The organism is Macrococcus carouselicus, assembly GCF_004359515.1.
GTDB lineage: Bacteria > Bacillota > Bacilli > Staphylococcales > Staphylococcaceae > Macrococcus > Macrococcus carouselicus.
Genome location: NZ_SCWD01000002.1, coordinates 1 through 23,603 on the forward strand (window position 1 = coordinate 1; position 23,603 = coordinate 23,603).

The 23,603-nt window shown below is 42.2% G+C and carries 25 protein-coding genes, 1 tRNA gene, 1 rRNA gene, 1 other RNA gene and 2 pseudogenes; 11 read left to right on the forward strand and 19 right to left on the reverse strand.

Annotation, left to right across the window (positions count from 1 at the left end; genetic code table 11):
• The 4 genes from ERX40_RS06035 to ERX40_RS06045 all read right to left on the reverse strand — a co-directional run.
• Positions 1-227 (reverse strand): 16S ribosomal RNA (locus ERX40_RS06035); the annotation flags it as partial.
• 374 nt (positions 228-601) lie between these two features.
• On the reverse strand, positions 602-1,438 hold the full coding sequence (locus tag ERX40_RS06040; RefSeq protein WP_133444695.1) for a patatin-like phospholipase family protein: 837 nt from the start codon (positions 1,436-1,438) through the stop codon (positions 602-604).
• Between the two features lie 307 nt (positions 1,439-1,745).
• Positions 1,746-2,003: a hypothetical protein gene (locus ERX40_RS11245; RefSeq protein WP_165980682.1), complete on the reverse strand. Its 258-nt coding sequence runs from the start codon at positions 2,001-2,003 to the stop codon at positions 1,746-1,748.
• A gap of 92 nt (positions 2,004-2,095) precedes the next feature.
• Positions 2,096-2,326: a hypothetical protein gene (locus tag ERX40_RS06045; protein WP_133417612.1), complete on the reverse strand. Its 231-nt coding sequence runs from the start codon at positions 2,324-2,326 to the stop codon at positions 2,096-2,098.
• A 33-nt stretch (positions 2,327-2,359) separates the two neighbouring features.
• On the opposite strand from ERX40_RS06045, the pseudogene phnE reads away from it, so the two are divergent.
• Positions 2,360-3,073 (forward strand): annotated as a pseudogene (gene phnE, locus ERX40_RS06050) (phosphonate ABC transporter, permease protein PhnE); the annotation flags it as partial.
• A gap of 36 nt (positions 3,074-3,109) precedes the next feature.
• Here the strand turns inward: phnE and recR are convergent.
• From recR to ERX40_RS06095, 9 genes are all read right to left on the reverse strand, one after another.
• Positions 3,110-3,706 (reverse strand): recombination mediator RecR, encoded by a 597-nt coding sequence (recR, locus tag ERX40_RS06055; protein ID WP_133417614.1) that lies wholly within the window; start codon positions 3,704-3,706, stop codon positions 3,110-3,112.
• The gene (locus ERX40_RS06060; RefSeq protein ID WP_133417615.1) at positions 3,706-4,026 is read right to left on the reverse strand and encodes a YbaB/EbfC family nucleoid-associated protein; all 321 of its coding nucleotides are present in this window, start codon (positions 4,024-4,026) and stop codon (positions 3,706-3,708) included. The genes recR and ERX40_RS06060 overlap by 1 nt, the downstream gene beginning before the upstream one ends.
• A gap of 16 nt (positions 4,027-4,042) precedes the next feature.
• Positions 4,043-5,680 (reverse strand): DNA polymerase III subunit gamma/tau, encoded by a 1,638-nt coding sequence (gene dnaX / locus ERX40_RS06065; RefSeq protein WP_133417616.1) that lies wholly within the window; start codon positions 5,678-5,680, stop codon positions 4,043-4,045.
• 86 nt (positions 5,681-5,766) lie between these two features.
• Complete coding sequence (locus ERX40_RS06070; protein WP_133417617.1) at positions 5,767-7,011, reverse strand: aminoacyltransferase; 1,245 nt, start codon at positions 7,009-7,011, stop codon at positions 5,767-5,769.
• Between the two features lie 117 nt (positions 7,012-7,128).
• Positions 7,129-7,394: signal recognition particle sRNA large type (gene ffs, locus ERX40_RS06075), an RNA gene on the reverse strand.
• A gap of 39 nt (positions 7,395-7,433) precedes the next feature.
• Positions 7,434-8,168 (reverse strand): trehalose operon repressor, encoded by a 735-nt coding sequence (treR, locus tag ERX40_RS06080; protein WP_133417618.1) that lies wholly within the window; start codon positions 8,166-8,168, stop codon positions 7,434-7,436.
• Between the two features lie 40 nt (positions 8,169-8,208).
• On the reverse strand, positions 8,209-9,843 hold the full coding sequence (gene treC, locus ERX40_RS06085) for an alpha,alpha-phosphotrehalase (protein WP_133417619.1): 1,635 nt from the start codon (positions 9,841-9,843) through the stop codon (positions 8,209-8,211).
• Between the two features lie 28 nt (positions 9,844-9,871).
• Positions 9,872-11,332 carry a PTS system trehalose-specific EIIBC component gene (gene treP / locus ERX40_RS06090; protein WP_133417620.1) on the reverse strand — a complete coding sequence of 487 codons (1,461 nt, stop codon included), beginning with the start codon at positions 11,330-11,332 and terminating at the stop codon, positions 9,872-9,874.
• A 186-nt stretch (positions 11,333-11,518) separates the two neighbouring features.
• Positions 11,519-11,611 (reverse strand) — tRNA-Ser (locus tag ERX40_RS06095).
• Between the two features lie 117 nt (positions 11,612-11,728).
• Here ERX40_RS06095 and ERX40_RS06100 point away from each other — a divergent pair.
• Positions 11,729-12,421, forward strand: a complete 693-nt coding sequence (locus ERX40_RS06100) for a hypothetical protein (protein WP_133417621.1) — start codon at positions 11,729-11,731, stop codon at positions 12,419-12,421.
• 8 nt (positions 12,422-12,429) lie between these two features.
• Here ERX40_RS06100 and ERX40_RS06105 read toward each other — a convergent pair whose 3' ends face one another.
• Complete coding sequence (locus ERX40_RS06105) at positions 12,430-13,374, reverse strand: nucleoside hydrolase (protein ID WP_133417622.1); 945 nt, start codon at positions 13,372-13,374, stop codon at positions 12,430-12,432.
• Between the two features lie 112 nt (positions 13,375-13,486).
• Here ERX40_RS06105 and ERX40_RS06110 point away from each other — a divergent pair, with 112 nt between their 5' ends.
• The 5 genes from ERX40_RS06110 to ERX40_RS06130 are packed head-to-tail and all read left to right on the forward strand — an operon-like array spanning position 13,487 to position 17,295.
• Entirely contained in the window at positions 13,487-14,518 is a 1,032-nt protein-coding gene (locus ERX40_RS06110; protein WP_243713010.1) for an SDR family oxidoreductase, read from the forward strand.
• Between the two features lie 13 nt (positions 14,519-14,531).
• Positions 14,532-15,581, forward strand: coding sequence for an ABC transporter permease (locus ERX40_RS06115; RefSeq protein WP_133417623.1), 1,050 nt, complete (start codon positions 14,532-14,534; stop codon positions 15,579-15,581).
• Between the two features lie 9 nt (positions 15,582-15,590).
• The gene (locus ERX40_RS06120; protein ID WP_133417624.1) at positions 15,591-16,259 is read left to right on the forward strand and encodes an ABC transporter ATP-binding protein; all 669 of its coding nucleotides are present in this window, start codon (positions 15,591-15,593) and stop codon (positions 16,257-16,259) included.
• An 11-nt stretch (positions 16,260-16,270) separates the two neighbouring features.
• Positions 16,271-16,453 (forward strand): hypothetical protein, encoded by a 183-nt coding sequence (locus ERX40_RS06125; RefSeq protein WP_133417625.1) that lies wholly within the window; start codon positions 16,271-16,273, stop codon positions 16,451-16,453.
• A gap of 59 nt (positions 16,454-16,512) precedes the next feature.
• Entirely contained in the window at positions 16,513-17,295 is a 783-nt protein-coding gene (locus tag ERX40_RS06130) for a hypothetical protein (RefSeq protein WP_133417626.1), read from the forward strand.
• 15 nt (positions 17,296-17,310) lie between these two features.
• Here the strand turns inward: ERX40_RS06130 and ERX40_RS06135 are convergent, their stop codons facing one another.
• The 3 genes from ERX40_RS06135 to ERX40_RS06145 all read right to left on the reverse strand — a co-directional run bounded on the left by ERX40_RS06135 (position 17,311) and on the right by ERX40_RS06145 (position 19,095).
• Positions 17,311-17,502: a hypothetical protein gene (locus tag ERX40_RS06135; RefSeq protein ID WP_133417627.1), complete on the reverse strand. Its 192-nt coding sequence runs from the start codon at positions 17,500-17,502 to the stop codon at positions 17,311-17,313.
• A 67-nt stretch (positions 17,503-17,569) separates the two neighbouring features.
• On the reverse strand, positions 17,570-18,301 hold the full coding sequence (locus ERX40_RS06140) for an alpha/beta hydrolase (protein WP_133418008.1): 732 nt from the start codon (positions 18,299-18,301) through the stop codon (positions 17,570-17,572).
• 308 nt (positions 18,302-18,609) lie between these two features.
• The gene (locus tag ERX40_RS06145) at positions 18,610-19,095 is read right to left on the reverse strand and encodes a GNAT family N-acetyltransferase (protein WP_133417628.1); all 486 of its coding nucleotides are present in this window, start codon (positions 19,093-19,095) and stop codon (positions 18,610-18,612) included.
• A 116-nt stretch (positions 19,096-19,211) separates the two neighbouring features.
• Here ERX40_RS06145 and ERX40_RS06150 point away from each other — a divergent pair, with 116 nt between their 5' ends.
• Entirely contained in the window at positions 19,212-19,400 is a 189-nt protein-coding gene (locus ERX40_RS06150; RefSeq protein ID WP_133417629.1) for a hypothetical protein, read from the forward strand.
• 36 nt (positions 19,401-19,436) lie between these two features.
• Here ERX40_RS06150 and ERX40_RS06155 read toward each other — a convergent pair whose 3' ends face one another.
• Positions 19,437-19,658, reverse strand: a complete 222-nt coding sequence (locus ERX40_RS06155) for a hypothetical protein (protein WP_133417630.1) — start codon at positions 19,656-19,658, stop codon at positions 19,437-19,439.
• Positions 19,659-19,816: 158 nt separating this feature from the next.
• On the opposite strand from ERX40_RS06155, the gene ERX40_RS06160 reads away from it, so the two are divergent.
• Positions 19,817-20,947 (forward strand): NADH-dependent flavin oxidoreductase, encoded by a 1,131-nt coding sequence (locus ERX40_RS06160; protein ID WP_133417631.1) that lies wholly within the window; start codon positions 19,817-19,819, stop codon positions 20,945-20,947.
• A gap of 189 nt (positions 20,948-21,136) precedes the next feature.
• Here ERX40_RS06160 and ERX40_RS06165 read toward each other — a convergent pair whose 3' ends face one another.
• Positions 21,137-22,360, reverse strand: a complete 1,224-nt coding sequence (locus ERX40_RS06165; protein ID WP_133417632.1) for a Fic family protein — start codon at positions 22,358-22,360, stop codon at positions 21,137-21,139.
• Between the two features lie 493 nt (positions 22,361-22,853).
• On the opposite strand from ERX40_RS06165, the pseudogene ERX40_RS06170 reads away from it, so the two are divergent.
• Together ERX40_RS06170 and ERX40_RS06175 are read left to right on the forward strand one after the other, a co-directional pair.
• A pseudogene (locus tag ERX40_RS06170) lies at positions 22,854-23,285 on the forward strand (tyrosine-type recombinase/integrase); the annotation flags it as partial.
• 13 nt (positions 23,286-23,298) lie between these two features.
• On the forward strand, positions 23,299-23,493 hold the full coding sequence (locus ERX40_RS06175; protein WP_133417634.1) for a hypothetical protein: 195 nt from the start codon (positions 23,299-23,301) through the stop codon (positions 23,491-23,493).
• Positions 23,494-23,603: the final 110 nt, after the last annotated feature.

A 23,603-nucleotide genomic window follows, 5' to 3' on the forward strand; every position in this document is an offset into this window, starting at 1 on the left:
ACAGCAGAACCGTCTTTCACTATTCCACCATGAGGTGGAAAATATTATCCGGTATTAGCTCCGGTTTCCCGAAGTTATCCCAGTCTTATAGGTAGGTTACCCACGTGTTACTCACCCGTCCGCCGCTGACTTCAAGGAGTGCAAGCACTCCTGTCTGTCCGCTCGACTTGCATGTATTAGGCACGCCGCCAGCGTTCATCCTGAGCCAGGATCAAACTCTCCATAAAAGTGTTTGATAAAGCTCTCTGATTGGTTGAGCCAATCACTCTTGGAAGTGAATCAGATTCACTCAAATTATTGGAATTAACGTTGACATATTGTCATTCAGTTTTCAATGTTCATTTTTCGTCTCACAAGATTTAACTATACTCTCTTTTGAATCGAAAGTCAATAACTTTTTAAAATTATTTTTAATTTTCTTTTTCGTTATTAAGTTATATCTTTGCCGGACAAGATTTAATTATACGCTCCTCTTTCGAAGAAGTCAACACCTTTTTAAATTTCTTTTTCGGTGCCGGTTATTATCTCTGCCGGACAAGATATAACTATACAGGCTTTACAATCTTTACACAAGCATCAAAATTACACTCAGTACAATCTTTTAGTGTCGCTTAATAGTTGCTACTTTCTGCTCTGCATCCCGATACCCCAGCTCATACAAATCATTAAGTTTCTCGCGGTTTTTTTCCATACGATCGACTTTCAAGTCGAGGGAAGGTCTGATGACCATTACACGCCCCGCTTCTTCTTCTCTATCAATATAATACAGCGTCTCATTATAACGCCCCGGTCTCCGGCGCATGGCTTCATTGATAGCCGGGAATCTTTTTACCTTGAAATACTTCGCAATTCGGCTGGATTTCTTAAAGTATCCTTTTGGACGCGTTAAAACAACTACACTCTTCTCTACACCATCTCTTTGAGCTTTTCTTAAAGGAATGGGATCTGTTATTCCACCGTCCAGTAGTTGCTTGCCTTTATATTCAACGACTGGTGCCATTAAAGGCAGCGAACTGGACGCTCTTAGAATTGTCAGCATATCCTCCTGCAAGTCCTGTCTATTGTAATATTCCGTTTCCCCCGTTTCACAGTTCGTACAGGCAACCACATATTCTCCTTCATATAGAAGAAAGTCTTTCATATGATACGGCTCCAGCACATTCGGAATCTCGTTAAACAGAAAGTCCATCCCGAACATTTCACGATTCTTCGCATAGTTGCTTAGTGAGAGATAACGCTTATCATCCAGATAATCAAGTGTCACTCTTTTATTACGCCCTCTTTGCTTTGATAAAAAAGAAGCTGCCATATTCCCACCTGCAGATACACCTATCACATAATCAAAGGTAATATCATGATCCAGGAAACAGTCAAGTACACCAGCCGTATAAATACCGCGCATGCCGCCTCCTTCTAGAACTAAACCTTTCTTCTCCATCACTCTCACCTCTAATTGTATTATTCCATATTATAACAAACCATCCTTCATAAATGAAAAAAAACAGTCTTGTCGACTGTTTTCTTCATTAATGAATACTAATTAATTCATTTTGTTCAATAGTTATAGCTTCAGTATAAAAAGTCGTGGTGTCTTCCTCTAAGCTAATGTTGGCTATACCTGCCTGCCCTTTTGTCGTTTTAGTTCTGATGACAAGTGAAGCATTGCCAGTCGCATCAGTTCTTAAAGAAAACGCCCGACTATATCCAATTGTGCTCCACGTGTCCTTCATATTGAAAGAACCTAACTATGTACCACTTGTATTGTAGATTCCTACCTTAAGGTTAGAATAAGTGGTGTTTGGTATAAGTCCTGTCAGTTTTAAAGTTAAAGGAAATTCTGTTTCGTTAGTGATAGTTGGACAAGTGAAGTCATAACTTGAACTTGTTGGTTGCTGATAACCGTAGCTTCCTAATTTAAAGGTGCTTTCATTAAACCATTTGTAACCTGCCAGCGGTGTCGACCATGGTTCTTCAGGCTCTGTAGAAGTAGCCGGCTTTTCCATAGCAAGCTAAGGTATTGGCGCATCCAGGACAATCCCTTATTCTTTCAGCGAGCTATAGCTTTCATCCACAGCTAACCAGTCGATGATATTATTCAACAGCTGCGCATCATCCGCTTCTTTATAATCATCATAAGTTTTTTAGACTGTCCATTGTCTTTTCTTTTATATTTAGGCGTACTATCTTCAACCATGGGAGAGTCACCGATAAAGGCTGCTTTACCTAATCCAACTTTACTGATGGCTACATATGCACCTTCTTCTTTACTGCCTCCAAAGTAGATGCCTTGATCTACTGCAGATCCCCATTTATCGGTACTTGTCAAACCTTCCGGTAGATATACCAACTCTTTTACAATATCTGGGCTTTCAGCGGTATGCCTAAAATCGAGATCAAGGAGAAATCATGGGAGATTCTATCCAACATTCTGGCTGGCATCATCCATCCTGACTGGAGCTATGTCTACATGCCGGAAGGTGAGGATTTACTGCGAGGGCTGCTGGAAACGTTCGCCATCGCCTTTTTAGGGACCGCCATTTCAGCGGTACTCTGTATTCCTCTCGCTTTTCTTGCAGCAAGAAATATCTCGAACCGCTTTCTATCAGAAGTCAGCAAGTTCTTTCTCAGCTTAATCCGTGTCTTCCCGGAAATCATTATGGCTCTTCTGTTCATCAAAGCAGTCGGACCTGGGGCATTTGCCGGTGTACTGGCAGTCGGTATTCACTCCATCGGGATGCTGGGCAAATTATTCGCTGAGGATATCGAGAATCTGGACCTCGGGCCGTCAGAAGCTTTGACAGCGACAGGTGCCAATAAAATCAAGACGTTGATGTTCGCCGTTGTGCCGCAGATACTGCCTGTCTTCATTTCATTCGTGCTCTACCGCTTTGAAATCAACCTTAGAAGTGCATCAATTCTAGGCTTGATCAGTGCAGGGGGTATCGGGACACCGCTCATCTTCGCTCTGCAAGGTAGAACATGGCCGCGTGTCGGCATTATTCTGATCGGTATCATCATTATGGTTGTCATCGTCGATACTATCTCAGGTGCTATCCGAAAACGACTGGTCTAACCAGAAATAAGCCTCCCTGCGCAGGGAGGCTTATTTCTATATTTCTGTACGACCGGAGATCGCTTTTGATAATGTGACTTCATCTGCGTATTCAAGATCACCGCCGACCGGCAGACCATGCGCGAGGCGCGTCGTCTTGATTCCGATCGGTTTGATGAGTCTTGAGATATACATCGCTGTCGATTCACCTTCAATATTCGGATTAGTCGCAAGAATCAGCTCCTGTACTTCCTCATCTTTCAGGCGGGTCAAGAGACTTGGTATATTGATGTCTTCCGGGCCAATCCCTTCCATCGGTGAAATGGCACCTTGCAGGACATGATAAAGACCTTTATATTCACGCATCTTCTCCATTGCGATGACATCTTTGGATTCTTCAACGACACAGATCATCGAACGGTCGCGCGTTTTGTCCTGACAGATATAACATGGATCGGTATCCGTGATATGGCCGCATACTGAGCAGTACGTGAGTTCTCTTTTCACATCGACAAGCGCTTTTGCGAAGTTCATGACATCATCCTCTTTCATGTCCAGTACATGAAAAGCAAGACGAGCAGCTGTTTTGGGTCCAATGCCCGGCAGCTTCATAAAGCTGTCAATCAGTCTGGATATAGGTGCAGGATAATGCATTACATCATTCCCGGAATATTTAATCCTTTAGTGTGCTGGCCTAAACGTTCTGCAGTTACATCATCCGCTTTAGATAATGCTTCGTTTGTTGCCGCTAACACTAAATCCTGTAACATTTCGATATCTTCAGGATCAACGACTTCCTCTTTGATAATGACATCAATCACTTCTTTATGTCCTGATACTACAACAGTGACCATGCCGCCACCTGCCGTACCTTCAATCCGTTCTTCTTTTAATTTTTCCTGTTCTTCCGCCATCTTCTTCTGCATTTTCTGCATCTGTTTCATCATTTGCTGCATATTGCCGCCACCGCGCATAATCAATTCCTCCTATTTAATCAATAATATTAATCGTGTCTTTACCAAATAACTCTTCTGCAGTCTTAATGATATCATCATTCTTCGGCTGTTCAGCCGGCTGTGTCTTACGGTTCTGAATATAGTTATGTCTGACCTGCAGCCACTGCGAGTCCGGTACACCTACCATTTTAACTTTTTTATTGATAATTGTGTACACAATCGACTCAATCTGCTGACGTTTTTCTTCGTCTTTATTGACAATGTCTGAATGGATATCATCACTGAATTTGATGAGCACATGTGTGCTGCTGGCTGCGACAGGCTCTGAATTCTGCATCAGACTGACTAACGCACGCTGGTCATTCTGCTTGACGTGATCAATCAGTGACTGCCAGTTCTCCTGCAGATAAGTCAGATCTTCCCGGTTCGCATTATCAAGAACCGTCTCTATCTGTGCCATTGAGAAGTGATTTTTTGTCTTTGTTTCTTTTTTTACTGGTTTAGAAGGCGCTGCAGCAACTGGGTTGAGCTGCACGGCCGCCAGTTTCTCCTCGAAGGCTTTCAGACGTTCATCAATGTATGAGTGATCAACGGTATCAGCTGCTGGACCCTTCTCCTTCACTTTGACTAATTCAGACAACTTGACAATCAGCACCTCGAAATGCAGGTTCATATTGACCGCAAAGCGCATCGATACAAGCGTATCATTGATTTTGTCAATCATCTCATAGATTGTTGACAGCTCAACATCGTATATGGCGCCTGCCTGCTTATCCGCTGTCGCGAAATCAACAATAACATCGCGCAGAAAATAGATCAGATCATTGACGAGACGGTTTGCTTCCTTGCCGTCGCCGAGCAGCTGATGATAAAAGTCAAATGCACCGCGTATATCATGGCTGATGATGAGGTCAGTGAGCTGTCTGAGCTCATCCTTGCCGACACTGCCCGTTACATTCAGGACGTGCTGCAGCGTCAGTGATTCCTCACCGAATGCAATCGCCTGATCAAGAATGCTCAGGGCGTCACGCATACCGCCTTCTGCAGATTGCGCGATGAACTCAAGGGCCGCCTGCTCGTAGGAAATGCCTTCCTTATCACAGACATAAGCCAGATGATCCACAATATCAGGTGTGCTGATCGCCTTGAAATCAAAGCGCTGGCATCTGGAGATAATCGTCGGCGGAATCTTATGGGGTTCTGTTGTCGCCAGAATAAAGATGGCATGTGCCGGCGGTTCTTCGAGCGTTTTCAGGAGCGCATTGAACGCGCCTGTCGTCAGCATGTGGACTTCATCGATGATATAGACTTTATACTTTGATTCTCCCGGGGCATATTTGACTTTATCCCGGATGTTGCGAATTTCATCGACTCCATTATTACTTGCCGCATCGATTTCAATGACATCTGAATTCGTTCCATTTGTAATCGATAGACAGCTTGGACACTCATTGCATGGTTCACCGTCGTGGCGTTCAGTGCAGTTGATGGCCTTCGCAAATATTTTAGCGATACTCGTCTTACCTGTGCCTCGAGGACCATTGAACAGATAAGCATGAGAGATCTTGTTTCTTGCAATAGCATTCTTCAGCGTCGTTGTGACATGTTTCTGACCGACCACTTCTTCAAATGACTGTGATCTGAACACGCGATATAAGGCTTGATAACTCAAGACGTCCCCTCCATCAGTTGTAATAGTTCTATTATACCATCTTCATGCACAAAAATAGGAACACCCATAGTGTCCCTATTTAAAATTTATTTACGTTTCATCAGTTTATAAAGCTTATATGCTGGTTTATTAAGCGGCTTGATAAAGTCACCGATCTGTTCATCAATATAGGCATTAAATCCTTTTTTGAACTTGATGACGCCCATATCAGGGGAAGTCTCCTCATTGAAGTCACCGCTGACACCGTAGAAGTTATAACGTTTAAGTCCCAGCTGATTGGCAAACTTGATCATTTCCCATTGCATATGGTAAGCGCCCATGAATTTATTGTATTTCGGATTAGAGCCACTTGATAAATAGTAGAGTTCATGGTTGTTGAAAATGTAGATGGCACTTGCGAGTTCAAGCACCTCACCATCCGCTGCTTTCAGCTCTTCGGTCTCAGCTATCTTTTTCTCAACCTGCTTCATCGCTTTTTCCAGTTCAGCTTTTTTATTTTTCAGCTTTCTGAAGTCCGGATTTTCTTCCAGTTCCGCACTGGCAGCCTCAAATTCAGCACGTTTGTCGTCCAGCTGCACGTTCAGACGTCCAAGATAGTCATTGAGATCGATATAAGTCATGACAACTCGTGCATTGTCACCGTAAATCTTTTTCATGCGTTTGAATGTATCCAGATCGAATAAAGAGAAATCGTGCTTATCTTCAGCCATACGGTAGAGACTGAAGAATTTCTCCATTTCATCATCTGGCAGGTCACGCATCTCAACACCCATCTCAATCGTTTTGTTGATATTCCGTCTTGTCTTATATTCCATCTCTTTTAAGAGGTCGGCATCTGTCTTGTCCGTCAGATCAAGCACTGAGAAATAACGCGCCTGGGAATCTAGTGAATAACCGACTGAATAGCCTTTATGCATATAGCCGAGTGAGGCCAACGTCTCAATCACATCATCGACCGGCAGTGCTTCAGTGACTTGACCATCTCCGTCGAGATAATTCCTTGTCACATAAGGATCAACCAGGACGAACAGGCCTTTACGTGCTTTAAGATACTTCGTCAGATGCGTATAGAAGAACTCGACCAGTTCTTTATTATGGTGATCCATAACCGGACCTTTATGTGTATAGAAGTAATTGAAGAATTTAAAGCTTGGCGCACCGTTCAACAGACAGGCTGCCAGTACGCGTTCTCCTTCTTTCACGCCGACTAAATGGACATCCATATTCAGCGCCTTACGTCCCTCGTAGTGGGCACGGGACTGCGTATAATGACTGAACTCAGCCGTTACAAACGAGTCAAATTCATCAATTGTCAGTTCACAGAATTTCATTCATAATGCTCCTCTCTGATTCACTATAAAATTATGCCATAATTTAAACAAATTAAAAAGGCATACCCTTTGATATGCCTTGAAGTCAGTTATGATATTGTTTTTTAAAAATAAAGGCCGTGCACCTTTGCTTTGTTAAGCCTACACGAGCGGAACCTTGATCGCCAGCTCAAAATCGGCTACCCCGGCCACATACAAGGGACCACTTAATGCTGCTTCCTTCCGGACCTGACATGATTCATGGGCTTATATTGACCAGGACCGACTTCTCAACACCACGTGTCAAAGTCAGACCTCATAAATTGCTTCCCGTAGCAAAGGAATTCAGTCTTGCCTAAGCGGATTGCAAGTACAGGGAACCGCTACCTCCCCACTTAGCACGGTAGTATATATATTACTATAACTCTCTCTATGAATGCAAGTTATTTATCTGCTGCTGTGATTCTGCGTGAGAAATCCACGAATTTAAACTCACTTGCCCGATGCTTGGAGATATTATACTGAAAAGGTACAGCATTCGAAAGGTGAACCACTGAGCGCACAGTAGCAGCGTAGGGCGGTACGACGTCACCGAATATCACCAGTTCATCATCTGTCATCGGTTCAAATGTAATCGCCTTGTTCGAGAAGCTGATCCTTAAATCCAGTTCCTTCTCAATAAAAGCATATATAGAACCTTTAGCTATTTCCTCAGTCAGACCCGGTACAAAATCAGCGATAAAGTAATCCGTATCTATGATATTCACCCGGTCATTCTTACGACGGGAGCGTATCACTTCAAACAGAGTAGTTCCATCCTCCAGATTCAAAGCTGCCTGGACTAAGGGATGTGCAGCAGCCTTCACTTGCCGAAAAGCTTCTACCTGGGTGTCATAATCTATATCCAGTGACGCCGTGATTTCCTCAAAGCTGATAAGCTGAGAGACAGGGAAGTTTGTCCCTTCCTGATATATGACGACGGAGCCTTTACCTTTCAACTTCTGAATATAGCCGTTGACCTGTAATAAACTGAGGGCTTTACGCACCGTTTCACGTGACACGCCGTAATGCTTGACCAGCAGACTTTCTGAAGGAAGCTGATCATGAAAGTGATAGTCCCCCTGCAGAATCTGGCCGCTGATTTCCTGATAGATGGTCTGATATTTATTTCTGTTCATTGTTATCCCTCTCATCTTGACTATTCGTCAGTCAAAGCTTCTATTTCAATATCGCCACTGCCTGATAAGGCTGCAATTTCTGTCCGACAGTCTTATAATTATTGATTAGTATCTTTCCAGCTATATTGAATGATTCAGGCCATTCGACTGTTTCATTACTGAAATTAGCGATAACAGTCACTTGCTGTCCTTCGTATTCGCGCCTATAGGCAAAGAGCTGCGGATGTTCGATCAGTGCAGGCACAATACTCCCGTATGTCAAGATATCCAGTTCATGACGCAGCTGAATGAGTTTCTGATACGTATAGAAGACCGATTCCTGATCTGCAAGCGCGGCTTCGACATTGATGGCTTCATAGTTGCTTGTGACATCAATCCACGGTGTCCCTGTCGTAAATCCGGCGTTTAGAGAACCATCCCACTGAACGGGAGAACGTGAGTTGTCACGGGACTTCTGCTGGAGAATGCGGATAGCCTGCGCTTCACTGATTCCTTTCTTCAGCATTATCGGATAGGCATTCAGTGATTCCACATCCCGGTACTGACTGATATCCTCTAAATACAGGTTGGTCATACCGATTTCCTCGCCCTGATAAATATAAGGTGTCCCCTGCAGGAAATGAAGCGTGATGGCCAGCATCTTCGCACTTCTGATACGATTCTCTTCCGTAGAATCATCACCGAACCTTGATACAACACGCGGCTGATCATGATTGCACCAGAAGATGGCGTTCCAGCCGCCGCCTGCTGCAATGCCGGTCTGCCAGCTGAAAAGTATCTTCTTGAGCTCAATGAAGTCATACGGCATCTCTGACCACTTCTCGCCGTCCTTGTAATCGACCTTCAGGTGATGGAAGTTGAAGACACTGCTCAGTTCCTGGCGCTCAGGCTTCGTGTATTTGATACAGTGCTCAAGCGTCGTTGAACTCATCTCGCCTACTGTCATAAAGCCTTCTTTATTACCAAATGTCGCCCGGTTCATCTCGTGCAGATAATCATGCACTTTCGGACCATCCGTATAGAACTCCTTGCCTTCTTTAGGTGAGTTCTCATAAGCCCCTTTTGAGATGAGATTGATGACGTCAAAACGGAAACCGTCCATACCGAAGTCAATCCAGTAGTTGATCATATCGTAAATCTCACGGCGCACCGCATCATTTTCCCAGTTGAGATCCGCCTGTGTCACATCAAAGAGCCGGAGATAATACTGATCCGTCGCCTCGTCATAGTGCCAGGCATTGCCACCGAACTTGGACTCCCAGTTGGTCGGCGGACCTCCCTTGCCGTCTTTCCAGATATAATAATCCCGGTACGGATTGTCTTTCGACCTGCGTGATTCAACGAACCAGTGATGATGCGTCGAAGTATGATTGATGACGATATCAGACATGATCTTGATCCCTCTAGCGTGCGCCTCGTCCAGCAGATGCTTGAAATCCGCCTTCGTACCGAATTCCGGATTGATTTCATAGTAATCGCTGATGTCATAACCATTATCGTTCATCGGCGAACGATATACCGGCGTCAGCCAGATATAATCGATACCGAGCAGCTTCAAATAGTCGAGTTTATCAATGATTCCGTTGATGTCACCTTGGCCATTCCCTGTAGTATCATTGAATGATTTCGGATAGATCTGATAGACCACTGATTTCTTCCAGTCAGTCACAGCCATAGTTAAAACTCCTTTTCATATCTGAATATTAATCCTTCACACGCTCCACGACAACTTCTTCACCTTTTTTCTTCGCAAAGTTAGAGAAGATTAGGGTCAGGATAACCGGCAGGACAATCGCAATAATCATACCGATAAAGAAAGTGAGACGGAAGCCAGAATTAATGCTCATGATACCTGGAACACCGCCAACCCCTACTTTCCCTAAAACATTCTGTGCACCAAATAATGCCCCAACCAGTCCTGTCGTCAGTACAGCAGCGACAAATGGATATTTAAGCGGGATATTGACCCCAAACATTGCAGGCTCCGTGACACCTAACCAGCCTGAGATACCTGAAGTGAGTGCAAGTCCTTCTTCTTTAACCATTTTGCGGCGTTTGTACAAGAACCATGCCGCGAATGCTGCAGAGCCTTGTGCGATATTTGAAATCGCTAAAATCGGCCAGAGATACGTCCCGCCAAGATTAGAGGTCATCAGTTGGAAGTCGACTGCCAGGAACATATGATGCAGTCCTGTAATAACGAGCGGCGCATATACAAGTCCATAAATGAGCCCGCCTAACCAGCCGGCATTTTCAAAGATCATCTGGACAAATCCAGTAATCTGATTACCGAGCCAGAAAGCAACCGGTCCGATGATTACAAATGACAGGAAGCCCACTAATAACAAGGCGACAGGTCCTACCACCAGCATTTTAATCGAATCATGGACACGCTTATTCAAGAATCGTTCTACTTGGGCAAGACACCAAGTTGCAAGCAGAATCGGTAATACTTGTGCTGCGTAGTTCAGTTGCTGAACTTTTAAACCGAATATATCCCATGTCGGAATCTCAGCTAGTTTACCTGTATCTCTATCTGCTAACCCGTATTGAGAAGCAAGTGCGGGATTGACAAGCACGAGCCCCAGGACGAGTCCGAGGATAGGGCTGCCACCGAAGACACGCATCGCACTCCAGCCAATTAATGCAGGCAAGAAGTGAAACGGGGTTACGGCGATTAATTTAATGATTTCGGCGATACCTTTTATTTGAGGGTAAACATCTACTACTGCTTTCCCTTTATAGATAGCACCCGCTTCTAACAGCAGATTTGAAATGCCTAACAGCAGACCCGCTGTCACGATTGCAGGCAGCAATGGAATGAAGACATCTCCCAGTGTTTTAATAGCCCGTTGTAACGGGTTCATTTTATCTGCTGCAGCTGCTTTGACTTCATCCTTTGTACTTTCGCCCATACCTGTCTCTTCAGTGAAGACTTTATAGGCTTCATCTACAGTGCCCGGACCGATGACGATCTGAAACTGATTGTTTGCAGCAAATGAGCCTTTGACCAAATCTATCTTATCCAGTTCTTCCTTGTTTACCTTCGACTCATCATCAAGCGCTAAACGCAAGCGCGTGACACAGTGTGTTGCGGCATTCACGTTCTCCTTACCACCGATCGCATCGATAATACGTCTGACATCATCTCTGTTTACTGCCATACTCTCATCTCCCTCATTTTGAATTGTCTTCATTGTATACTGTCTATACAAGTTTGTAAATGCTTTCAGAAAGGGGTTTCATAGTTGATTTATTGACTTCAGTTGTTTAATTTAAGACAAATAAAAAAAGATGCCCTGATTGCTCAGGACATCTCATCTATATAGTCGTCTTTAGTTTAAAAATAATGGCGGAGGAAGAGGGATTCGAACCCCCGCGAGCCGTAAAGCCCCTGTCGGTTTTCAAGACCGATCCCTTCAGCCGGACTTGGGTATTCCTCCAAATAAGACAATTTCAATCTTATAATATGGATACCCTTTTGTCAACAATCAGTCATTATTTTTTTTATTTTTTATGATTATGGGTAGATAATACAAATGAAAGTGAGGAACTGAGTAATGAAATATGAAGTAAAAGTTTATGCGGATAGCAATAAGGTCCTGAACAAAAAAGGACATATCAAAAGCAAGTTTCTGAAAACATTCGCTGCAGAAAATAAGGATGAAGATTTCCTTGTCCAGTTTGTCGATCATGATACGAGATCTAACTATGACAATAAAGTGACGATGCGCGTCCGAAAGTCAGAATATGATGAGTTTCTCGAAATACAGTATAAAAAACGTTATAAAGTAGAGGACGGTCATATTGAAAAAGCATTACATCAGGCAGAACAAGACGGGGTTGCAGGTGATTACGAAGTTGAATATGGCATCAACAATCAGACATTGAGTGTCACCCATGTAATAGAAGTACCTGTTGATGAACACATACTCCCTGCCCTTGATGACAGTCATCTCCATATCACAAATGCAGCACCTGATGTGTTCAAACCTTATCTATCAGGTCTTGAAGAGACGACATTGATAGGACCGGTGGAATTTGAGAGACATGCCGGGAAGTTAGACGGCTACAAAATCAAGCTGGAAAAATGGGATATTGGCGAGCATCATATCGTTGAACTCTCCTCGAAAGTGACCACATCTGAAGAAGCTGCTCAAGTGCAGCAGGCACTTATCACCCATCTGACTGATCTCAAGGTGTACGAACCGAAAGACCAGCTGAAGACGGAGATGATATTTGAGAGCCATTAAAATATAAATTAATTATCGGATGCTTTTACTTTTTTAGCTAGTGATGTAATATATTCAAAAAAACCATCATGGTCAACATCATATACAACAGTGACCGGTCGCCCGTTTTCCATTTCATATGTACGTCCTTGAGCAGGTCCATGAGTATAAACACCGGTCTGAATCATTTTAGATTTCACAAGTTCCGGTTTACCAAGTGATGCAGTTGTTAAAACATCCCAGAGGTAATAAGTAGAATTGGTAACAAAATGCTTGAGTGGGGGTACGACTGCATAACTGACACCTAAAAAATCTACGCCTTCAAATTCTCGTTGATCTGCCCAAATTTGACGGATGTCAGTAGTCAACGGGACTTGTATCGTACTTTCAAGAGCAACCATACTGATCTCAATCGAAGAGTCGAATACAATTCCAACCGCTTCTGGGTCCCAGAAAGCATTCCATTCAGCTGTCCCGTCGTGTTCAGGTTCATGCACATTCCCTTCGCTGCGATACGTGCCGCCCATCCATACAAGTCTTTCAATTTTATCGATAATGGAGGGTTCTGTCTGAATCGCCTTTGCCAGGTCTGTCAGTGGTCCAGTAAAAAGTAAAGTTGTTTTCTCTTTTTCGACCATCACTTTTTCAATTAAATGCTCATACGCTTCTTTGTCAGAGAGCGGTGCCAGTTCCTTTTTCTCATTCAGAATAGGAAGAGCGTCCATGAAAAATGCATGCATACGCCAATCTTTAGGAAATGGATTCTTCCCTCTTTCTTTTGACATCGTAGTCTCAAGACGACCATCTCCGAAGCGTGCAATAATTTTACGACTGGCAAAAGTAGCCGGTTCAATATAGCAGTCTGCATCAATTACACTGACGCCTGTTAATTTAATATTCTCCATATTTAGAAGTAAAAATAATGAAATCAGATCATCAACGCCGCCGTCATGATTAAAATAAACGTTTTGCATATTTATCAACCTCGCATTTTATTGTCAATTTGTTCGTCTTAACGGTACAATTATATAATAAGATTCAATGCGAATGCACTGCGCAGAAAATTTTTTATTTTTAGAATTGGAAGTGGATACTCTGAATATTTTTTTAACAGGCGCTACTGGTTTTGTCGGCGCTCAGCTCATTCACCGGCTCGCTCAAGATACCGAGCACCATCTCTACATACTTTATAGAGATGAAGCAAAAAAGAACAAGTTAATCGCTCAATTACCTGATGCTTCTCTTCACTTTGTGAAAGGAGATATTACAGAAGAGCACTGCGGGGTTGACCTTACTGCCTACAACCTTCCCGAGATGGATTACTTCTATCACTTGGCTGCCCTCGTTAAGTTTGATGAGGAACTTCGCCAGCAATTATTTGAGATTAATCTTGAAGGCACAAGACATGCACTGGCTCTTGCAGTATCGCTTCACACTAAGCATTTTCTCTACGTGTCAACCGCCTATACAGTCGGTCAGCATGAATATGCCAAAGAAGAGCTGCACCCCCTTTCTAGACCAGTGAACAATCCGTATGAAGAAAGTAAACTGCAGGCTGAACATGCCGTGATGCATGCACCGATGAAAAAGTCTATCCTACGTCCTGCCATCATCATCGGTGACTCAGAGACAGGTGAAGCGGACTCTAAGTTCACTTTGTATGGCTTTATGAAAGCTCTGAAGATATTCCGCAGAAAGATGTCTCGCCAGCAATCAAGTCAGCAGTACAAGCTGCGCGGCAATGACAAAGGGACTTCTAATCTGGTGCCGGTTGATTATGTGGTCAAAGTCTTAACTGAAGCTATTCATGCTGAGGACAATAAGATTTATCACATCACCAACAATCAGCCACCGACCAATATGGAGATTCTGGAGATCATCAAGAAACATCTTGATTTTGATCAGCTGATAGTTTCACCTGAATCGGAGAAGTCACATATGACAGAGGAAGAACAGCTGCTGAATTCCTATATTTCTGTCTTTGATCCTTATTTCAAGAAATCCGTTGTATTTGAAGACCATAATACCGCACAACTGCTGGCTAAGTCAGGTCAATCACTTCTAAACTTAAGCCCTGCACAGCTGGATATGATCATCCGTACTTACTTGCTTAAATAAAAGGGGGAATTATATGTTTTTAGCCTGGAAAGAACTACTCTACAGCAAATTAAAGTTCAGTCTGATTATTGGTGTCCTGGTTCTTATCGGTTATCTCCTCTTTCTTATTTCTGGTCTCTCCAACGGACTGATGAATATGAACCGTGAAGCAATCGATACATGGGGCGGGGATGCCATCATCATGACTGAGGAATCTAATCAGAACCTTGCCCAGTCTGTAATAGATAAGGACGCTGTTGAAGGAGATTTCAAAGACATCTCTCCTATCAGAAACACAGCAGTCATCACATCAACTGATGACCGCAAGCAGAACGCGCTACTGTTCGGCATTGACAAAGGCACTTTCATTGAACCCGAAGTCATTGAAGGCAAGATGTTCAAAGAGGACTTTGAAGTGGTCGCTGATGATACATTTAAGGAGAAAGGCTTTAAAATCGGTGATGACCTTGATCTCGCCGGTACTGACGAATCCCTCACAATCACCGGCTTTACAGCAGGCGCGAAGTATAATGCAGCCCCCATTCTGTATGCGAATAATGATACTGCAGACGTACTGACAAATGGCCGGCTGAAAGATAAAGTGAATGCCTTCGTTGTGAAGGACCCTGATTTTAAGAACATTAAAGTCAATAACGATCTGCAGGTAGTGGACACAGAATCATTCATCAAAAAGCTGCCGGGTTATACAGAGCAGAAACTGACACTCGACTTTATGAGTTACTTCTTATTTGCTATCTCTGCATTCATCATCGGTATCTTTCTCTATGTCATCACCATTCAGAAGGCACCGATCTATGGCCTTCTGAAAGCACAGGGTATCAGCAACAGCTTTCTCGGTAAGTCTGTCATCTATCAGACCTTGATGCTGTCAGTGCTGGCCGTTATCATTGCTCTGGCGCTGACATTCCTGACTGCTTATTTCCTGCCACCTGTCGTACCGATCATCTTCAAATGGCAGATGATTGCCATATATGCAGCGACACTTATCATTACAGCGTTACTCGGCGGGCTATTCTCTATCCGTTCTGTACAGAAGGTCGATCCACTAAAAACAATAGGGTAGGTGATGACTATGGTCTTGATATTAGAAGGCGTATCCAAAATTTTCGGTAAAGATAATACGTATGTAGAGGCACTCAAGCCTACTGACTTCCACCTTGAACGCGGTGAAATGGTAGCTATCATTGGTCCATCCGGTTCAGGAAAAAGTACGCTCCTGACCATTGCCGGACTTCTGCAGCAACCCTCTTCCGGACAAATTATTATCAACGATATCAATACAACAGATTATAAAGAAAAGAGACGTGCCCAGATCAGACTCAAGGAAATCGGATTTATCTTACAGGCATCGAACCTGGTTCCTTTCCTGAAAGTAAAAGATCAGCTGAAACTACTGGATAAAGTGAACAAGAACCATTTATCTCAAAAGGAACTGACAGATAAAATTGAGACGCTTGGTCTCGAGAAAGTGATGAATCAGTATCCAAGTGAACTGTCAGGTGGACAAAGACAACGTGTTGCTATATTAAAGGCCATCTATACGAAGCCGTCAGTCATCCTCGCCGATGAACCAACGGCGAGTCTCGACAGTGAAAAAGCCTTTGCAGTGATTGAACTGATACGGGATGAAGTACAGGGCATGGAAAAAGCAGCCATTGTTGTCACACATGACACCAGATTGACTCAGTATTTTGATAAAGTCTATGAAATGAAAGATGGTTATTTAAACAGAATCAGTTAGAAGGTGAACAGATGGATTCTCATCGTGAAGCTTTTGTGACAGCGAATGAAGTCTACGATATGGGCGTTCCGCCGCAGGTGCTGTCAATGTGGCTGACGAATGGTTTCATCCAGGTCGTCCATAAAAATAAGATAGATCGTTTCTTCTGGAAGCATGAAGTAGAAACTTTGATGAAGAAATATTTGAAGAACTGACGTAGGTCAGTTCTTTTTTTGCGAGACGGGGTATAGAGTGGAAAAAGGATGTGGATGAAATGACATCGATAGCAGAACGAATCATCAATTATATTGAACTACTGGGCGTACATGATAAAGGACTGAAACGTGCCCATGCAAGAGGTCATTATTACGAGGCTGAGGTTGTACTGACGGATGAAGGCAGTGCGCTGCTCGGCCATAATGATAAAGCAATTATCAGATTATCAGATGCACCGCCGAACAGGCGGACACCTGAAGAGCTCATTTCACTTAAGGGCTTCTCCATACATTTCAGCGATACGGACTCTAATTTCATTTTCGTCAATTTCCCTTATTTCCCGTGGGTCAGAAGAGAATCTATCCTGATGCTGATGACATATGTCAATGCAATTAAGCAGGCGGACGACTGGTTTGTCCGTATCAATCTGATGCGTAAAATCGGACAGCTTGAGAACTTCGGTCAGAAGCTGGGCAAGTTCGCCCGCAATTTTCCTGTGTCAACGCTAAGAAAGTTCCAGACTTATCATAACCTGCATTACTATCAGACAGGACAGGATTACATTCGTTTTCACGTGAAATATGACCAGGATATCAAGCTTTACGTTGAACGCTATAAGCAACCGGCATCTATTGAAGAGATCCGCCATGACGGAGATGTCCATGAGATCGGCCGTCTGAAGATTACCCGGGAAATAGACACCGATATTCCTTACTTCGAGTTATTGAAGGTCGGACCTCACATGAAAGTACTGGCAGATGATGATATCATCCATCTGCGCGATGCGATGTATCAGATATCAGCAGAACGAAGACGAGCTGAACAAAATAAAAAACTCTGAGCCTATGCTCAGAGTTTAGTTTGTATACCGTCCGTTATACGGATTCTTGGAACGCTGATCTATTAAAAACATGATTGCGATAAAGAGAATGCCTAGTGCTACAAAGACAAATGAACCAAATTTAGAAGTTTCATAAATGGCAAATCCTGCCATGATTTCAGCGAGACCGAGAATAAATACAATCAGTTTTTTGATATTAGCAGACATAATCTCACTCCTTTAAATGTCATATCACTATCATACACCATCTGTAAAAAAATATAAGGTTTAAAGATTAGACATTTCTGTGACAGAAATAAGAGACGATTCTCTCTTCCGTCTGCTTCTGTCCCCGGTCCAGGGTCATCAAATGTCCACTATCACGCAGGCCCTCAATTACCTTCTGGCCACCGAGATGTTCATAGATATATTTCGCACTCTCCGCATACACCGCGTCGTCCCGGTGACCATACATCACGAGGACAGGCGCTTCGATTGTACTCAGATTCAGCATAATATCATCAATCATCAGGCAGAACTGATCTGCGCCCTGCTGATAATGATTGATTCTTTCAAGCTGCGCCTTATTCTCTTCTTCAGACAAGCCAATCATCTTATTAAGACGGAGGCCATATTGCTCGAGACGATAGAAGATTCCTGACTCATCCTTGAACTGAGGCACAGACATCACGACGCTTTTCTCAAGATTATATGTTTCAAGTAACTTAAGCGTAAAGAGGCCACCTAGCGACACACCGACAGCACTGATTTTAGCGTAGCCCTCACTCTTAAGAAAGTCATAGCTTTCAACGACATGCTGCCACCAGTCGTTCATATCATATTCAAGGAATTCTTCCAGCAGCAACCCATGCCCCGGATACGAGGGTACATAAGTCGTGAACCCTTCTTCATTAAGACGTTTAGCAAGATCCTTCACATCTCTGACTGTTCCCGTAAAAGAATGCAGCAGCAAGATGGCATGATCGCCCCCCTTCAAATAAACAGGACTCGGATTTTTAAGCTTAATCATCATATCAACTCCAATCTCATATATTATAACAGACGATCAGCGAGATGATGCTCGGGCGACTATAATCTGTGTCCTTCATATTCTGCATAGCAGCCAAATCTTTGAATTTCTCCTTCAGTTCTATAAAATATTTAATTTCACTTAACGTAAATGCTGCGTCTTCAAGCAACTGAATCTGATAAAGACGTTGACTGCCCTTGTCAGAATAAACCCTTTTTCTCTCTAAAAATCCTTCAATACAACTATATGATGATGCGCCTCGTCTTTCGCTGCATACAGCAACACGGCGCCTTTCATCTCTTTCGTTATTTAATCTCTTTCACCATATTGAACCACTGCTCGCCGCCGTGCTGGGATGACGATGGACCGTGGCACTTAAACCCGTACCTCTCATAAAAGGGGACCAAGTCCTCAGTACAGGTCAAGGTGATAGCTTTTACATACAGCTCTCGCGCTCTCTCGGTAAACTGCTCGAGCAATTTACCTGCAAGTCCCTGTCTCTGATGTTCTTCAGACACTACAAGACCGAGCACACTTAAATATTTCCCTACTTTCGGAGAGGGAACCTTTTTGAACAGGTCATCTGTAATATACTGCGTCGTAATCATAGGCCCATTGATGAACCCGGCGATCTCCCCTTCGCTCCCGACCACAATGAACGTCTCAGCGATCTTATCGATCCGCTCTTCAAGCACCTCTCTTGTATCCGCGACGCCAGGAACAAAAGCACGGCTTTCAAGCCTTGCTATCTGTTCCAGATCTTGCGGTTCTACATTTCTGAACGTATACATATTATCCGTCCTCCTTGACTCCATTATAAACATAGCAGCTCCAGATTCGCCTGTCCTGACCTTATCTTCCGTTACTGAAAATGATATAATTGGATAAAAGAACAGGAGGAATACTTATGCAATTCACAGCTGTACTGATCACTTGTCTTATTATGTTCGGTACCTTTTTTCTTGTCTATTATGGGACCGACCGCTTACTCAATTACTTCTCTAAAACCAGGAAACCCTTTAACTACAAACTGGCAGCATTTACCGGCATTTTTATGGTGTTATTCTATCTGATATTCAGCAACGTATTTAAATAAACCTTCTAACATCTGCGTTAGAGGGTTTATTCAATGCTATTCAGCGACTTGAACTGTCACAATGGCTTCAATATTCTCTTCACTATCAAATTTACCTGCATCGTTTGGATCTACTGCCGTCACTACACCTGTTATCCCGTCCTGCAGTTTCATGGAATCACCGATTTTAGATAAGGAATCTACCTCACATGCCTTACCCGGAGCGTCGCTTGTTGCTCGTGGTTCAACTTCAACCTGGACCATTGCTTTAATCATCATTAATGACCTCCTCATAATGTATTCTTCTAAATTCATGCCACAAAAAGGACTTCATTAACTTTCAGGACATGAGTGAAGTCTTATTTTTTGCTTAAATTCAGGAAGTTATTATAAGCTTTTCAAGAGTATCACATTAATTAGGAAAAGGAGCCTTTGTAATGAACCCTCAATATGCAGACTTATTTCAACCTTTAACTTTAAACAACAGCGTCAAACTAAGAAATCGATTTGTACTGGCACCGTTGACACATATTTCCTCAAATGAAGACGGCACCATCGCCGATAGAGAATTACCTTATATGGCAAGCCGCTCTAAAGACGTCGGCATGTCCATCACAGCAGCGACATATGTGACTGAAATAGGACAGGCGTTTCCAGGACAGCCTTCAATCTCACGTGACAGTGACATAGAGGGCCTGACGCGACTCGCAGCAGCAATGAAAAAGAACGGCGCAAAAGCTATTATCCAGATTCATCACGGCGGTGTACAGGCATTACCTGAATACACGCCAGACGGTGATGTTGCAGGACCGAGTGCGATGGAGCTCAAAAGCTTCCGTCAGCAGCACACGCACACTGCCAGAGAAATGACAGAAGAAGAAATTGAAGATACGATCAAAGCATTCGGTGCAGGGACACGTCGTGCCATTGAAGCAGGATTCGACGGCGTAGAGATTCACGGCGCGAACGGCTATATCATCCATCAGTTTGTCTCTCCTCACTTCAACAAGCGGACAGACCAGTGGAAAGATCCATTCCTGTTCGCTCTGAAAGTCGTCGATGAAGTCGTCAACACAGTAAAAGAATACGGCAATGAAGAATTCATTATCGGCTACCGCTTCTCACCGGAAGAAACTTTTAACCCGGGCATCAAAATGGAACTGACAGAACAGCTGATCAAACATTTGATCGAGAAACCGCTCCATTACCTGCACGCTTCACTGATGCATATCCACGGGGATGTACATGAAGGTGAATATGCCGGCCAGAATCGCATCGAACTCCTGCACAAATGGGTCGATGGTCGCATGCCATTGATCGGTATCGGTTCCATATTCACAGCAGACGAGGCTATTGACGCTCTACATACAGGCGTAGAACTGATCGCAATGGGCAGAGGACTTCTGCTCGATCACGCATTTGTCAGCAAGATCAAAGAAGGCAGAGAAGACGAGATCATCTCTTACTTCGACCCCCACCACCCAAATAAACACGACCTGCCTGACCCATTATGGCAGCAGTTCAAAGCCGGCTTCTATCCGCTCCCTTTAAAAGAAGACGCTAAATAGCACGAAAAAACCTCTAACCGTGATGGTTAGAGGTTTTTATATCTATTCCCACTCAATCCAAAATAGAAAATAGAGAAATTTCATAGAGTTTCAAAACTTTATATATCAAGGGGGTTGAAGCGATGGCGATATTAAATTTGTTTCCTGGTGTTGCCCCGAGTCACAAATATCTGCCCTTTTTTTGCTCTTTTATTCAAAATCAAAGTATCCTTCTATACTTTTATATAACTTCGGCCTGCTACCCTCTACTTCTAACAAGCCCATGTCTACAAGATCATTTAATACTTTACGGGCCGTTATTTCAGCTACTTCTAAATAACTTGCCATCGCCTGAACTGTCAAATCATTATCAGTGAATAGCTGGATTTGACCAATAATAAATAAAGCATCGAAATATTTTTGATCTTTGTTCTCTAACTTTTTCTCTGACGATAATTTTAAAAATGCACTATCTATCAGTCTAAGCTTTATGACTAATTCATTTTTGACTTCTTCTTGTCCCTTGATGATGTATTCTAAGAAGGTTTCAATAAACTCATTTAGTTCGCCGGCATTAAGCGTACTGTTAGTATGCTCAAATATTTCATAATATTTTTTGGAGTTATTATTTATAGCTCTTGATAAGGAGATAGATGTTAAGCGGCTGTGACTTTTAGAAAGGTATAAACTATTTATAAATCTTGAAGTCCTACCGTTTCCGTCATAAAAAGGATGTATATATCCAAAAATGTAATGGGCAACAGCTACTTTTATTATTGCTGAAATTTCTTCGTACCCGTTAAGAATATCTAACATCTTATCTATGGCGATTATAATATTTTCATGTCCGTTTATTCCTTGGTGTATTACCTTTCCTGTGCTAGTTTTAACATCCACACCATCTAACCTGAAATACTTTCCGTCTATCTTATCTTCTTCCTCCACTTCTGAAGCTGAAATTTTCTCGTAAATTTTTCTTATATCTTGTGGTGTCGAAGGGAGTTTAATTTCATTAAGATATAAACTTAAATAAGAGTTAGCCATGCTTAAAAAACGTGTAGTTTTTTTAGTTTTTTTATTCTCTTTAGCAAGCTTCACACTTTCAGCAATTTCTCTCTTAGTACTTTTCACACCTTCTAAATCATTAGTTGAAAATAATTCGTTAGTTATTACTTCCCTCTCAAAAGCTTCACGAGCTGAATCAGGAAGAGCATCAAAATATTTATCTAGTAATCTATCACGTTTAGCAATGGCTTCAACCATTTTTATCATCTTTAAAGTAGGAATAAAATATAGTCTATGCTTATCTTCTCTTTTATATTGTTTTACTTTAAAATCAAATTCTATTCTAGAAGGAGCTGAAAGACGTTTTTTTACTTCTTCTTTATAATCTTTTTGTTCATTATTGTAATAATATTTATATAAAGACTCCATCTTCTCTCTACCTTTCTATAAAAAACTTTTATATTTTATACTTTAAATTATTTATTGATATATATAAAGATAATTTTAAGCTTTTTTTATACATACAAATTTTATTATCTCTATATAAACATAAGATATGTAATTATTCTTCTTTTACACCTTATTACTTTTAAAATCTTAATTTGGGCGTTATTCAGCGTTTTTATACAGGCCTATATACTTTTGGAAATTAAGAATCCTTGGTTTTTCAAGGCCTTCCTTATATGCGAGAAGTGAATAAGTCTGAAGATTAGAGACTTCCCTATCTGTTTTCAGCTACACAAAAAAGCCTCCAATTTGTTTGAACAGGGCTTCTTTCTGCTCGATTACCTATATTACTAACTTGTCTTAAAAATAATTATTGAAATTAAATCTTTACATTTTAATATACAATAAATTACAGATTGAGCTATAATGATAAATAAGACAATCTATTGTTTTTTATGATCTAGACTACAGTATGAAAAATGTACTTAATATGGAAGCGTCTTATAGGACTATCTCACTGACTACTAGAAGCTGTGACATCTTGCGTAAAGTCATGTTAGAGAATAAGAAAGCGATACAGTGGGAGAGCAACTATATAGATCGTGGCTTCATCTTCACTAACCACTACGGCAATCCTATGGCTCTTACTTCCGTCAATCGCAACATCAAGACGGCTGTAGATGAGTTAAAGGACGACCAGGATGGGAAGCTGATTAATAAGCATGTGATAATGCACACGCTAAGGCACAGCCATATATCGCTGTTGAGTCAGTTAGGTGTGTCATTACGGGCTATTATGGATAGAGTAGGTCATACAGACCATAAGACCACGTTACAGATATACAGCCATGTAACTGAACAGATGGATAAAGACATGATGAGTAAATTAGAAGCGGTGAGTTATTAGGGAGGAGTAAGGCATGAACAATCCAGATCCAATTACATTTGTTTTAACTAGCTTAATTATGCTTACAGTATTTGTTTTCTTATTTGCTATTACTGACAGAGTATTAAATCATTTCTCCAAAGAAAAACACCCCTTTGATTTAAAGTTTGCGATTATCAATGGTCTAATCGTTTTAATTATGTATTATCTAGCTAGTAGATTTTTATAATACTCAACTACTATAGAGCTGTTTAATCGGCTCTTTTTTCCATGTCTGGGGAACAGTTTTCTCACACTTTGCTGTTTTTCTGCTGTTTTTTCTGATTTCAGAACACAAAA

Bases quoted from the DNA above. Each gene is read 5' to 3' on its own strand.
- ERX40_RS06040 (WP_133444695.1), bottom strand. From the start codon at position 1,438: ATGGAGAAGAAAGGTTTAGTTCTAGAAGGAGGCGGCATGCGCGGTATT.
- ERX40_RS11245 (WP_165980682.1), bottom strand. From the start codon at position 2,003: ATGGAAAAGCCGGCTACTTCTACAGAGCCTGAAGAACCATGGTCGACA.
- recR (WP_133417614.1), bottom strand. From the start codon at position 3,706: ATGCATTATCCTGCACCTATATCCAGACTGATTGACAGCTTTATGAAG.
- ERX40_RS06060 (WP_133417615.1), bottom strand. From the start codon at position 4,026: ATGCGCGGTGGCGGCAATATGCAGCAAATGATGAAACAGATGCAGAAA.
- ERX40_RS06070 (WP_133417617.1), bottom strand. From the start codon at position 7,011: ATGAAATTCTGTGAACTGACAATTGATGAATTTGACTCGTTTGTAACG.
- treR (WP_133417618.1), bottom strand. From the start codon at position 8,168: ATGAACAGAAATAAATATCAGACCATCTATCAGGAAATCAGCGGCCAG.
- treC (WP_133417619.1), bottom strand. From the start codon at position 9,843: ATGGCTGTGACTGACTGGAAGAAATCAGTGGTCTATCAGATCTATCCG.
- treP (WP_133417620.1), bottom strand. From the start codon at position 11,332: ATGGCAGTAAACAGAGATGATGTCAGACGTATTATCGATGCGATCGGT.
- ERX40_RS06100 (WP_133417621.1), top strand. From the start codon at position 11,729: ATGAAATATGAAGTAAAAGTTTATGCGGATAGCAATAAGGTCCTGAAC.
- ERX40_RS06105 (WP_133417622.1), bottom strand. From the start codon at position 13,374: ATGCAAAACGTTTATTTTAATCATGACGGCGGCGTTGATGATCTGATT.
- ERX40_RS06115 (WP_133417623.1), top strand. From the start codon at position 14,532: ATGTTTTTAGCCTGGAAAGAACTACTCTACAGCAAATTAAAGTTCAGT.
- ERX40_RS06120 (WP_133417624.1), top strand. From the start codon at position 15,591: ATGGTCTTGATATTAGAAGGCGTATCCAAAATTTTCGGTAAAGATAAT.
- ERX40_RS06125 (WP_133417625.1), top strand. From the start codon at position 16,271: ATGGATTCTCATCGTGAAGCTTTTGTGACAGCGAATGAAGTCTACGAT.
- ERX40_RS06130 (WP_133417626.1), top strand. From the start codon at position 16,513: ATGACATCGATAGCAGAACGAATCATCAATTATATTGAACTACTGGGC.
- ERX40_RS06135 (WP_133417627.1), bottom strand. From the start codon at position 17,502: ATGTCTGCTAATATCAAAAAACTGATTGTATTTATTCTCGGTCTCGCT.
- ERX40_RS06145 (WP_133417628.1), bottom strand. From the start codon at position 19,095: ATGTATACGTTCAGAAATGTAGAACCGCAAGATCTGGAACAGATAGCA.
- ERX40_RS06150 (WP_133417629.1), top strand. From the start codon at position 19,212: ATGCAATTCACAGCTGTACTGATCACTTGTCTTATTATGTTCGGTACC.
- ERX40_RS06155 (WP_133417630.1), bottom strand. From the start codon at position 19,658: ATGATGATTAAAGCAATGGTCCAGGTTGAAGTTGAACCACGAGCAACA.
- ERX40_RS06160 (WP_133417631.1), top strand. From the start codon at position 19,817: ATGAACCCTCAATATGCAGACTTATTTCAACCTTTAACTTTAAACAAC.
- ERX40_RS06165 (WP_133417632.1), bottom strand. From the start codon at position 22,360: ATGGAGTCTTTATATAAATATTATTACAATAATGAACAAAAAGATTAT.
- ERX40_RS06175 (WP_133417634.1), top strand. From the start codon at position 23,299: ATGAACAATCCAGATCCAATTACATTTGTTTTAACTAGCTTAATTATG.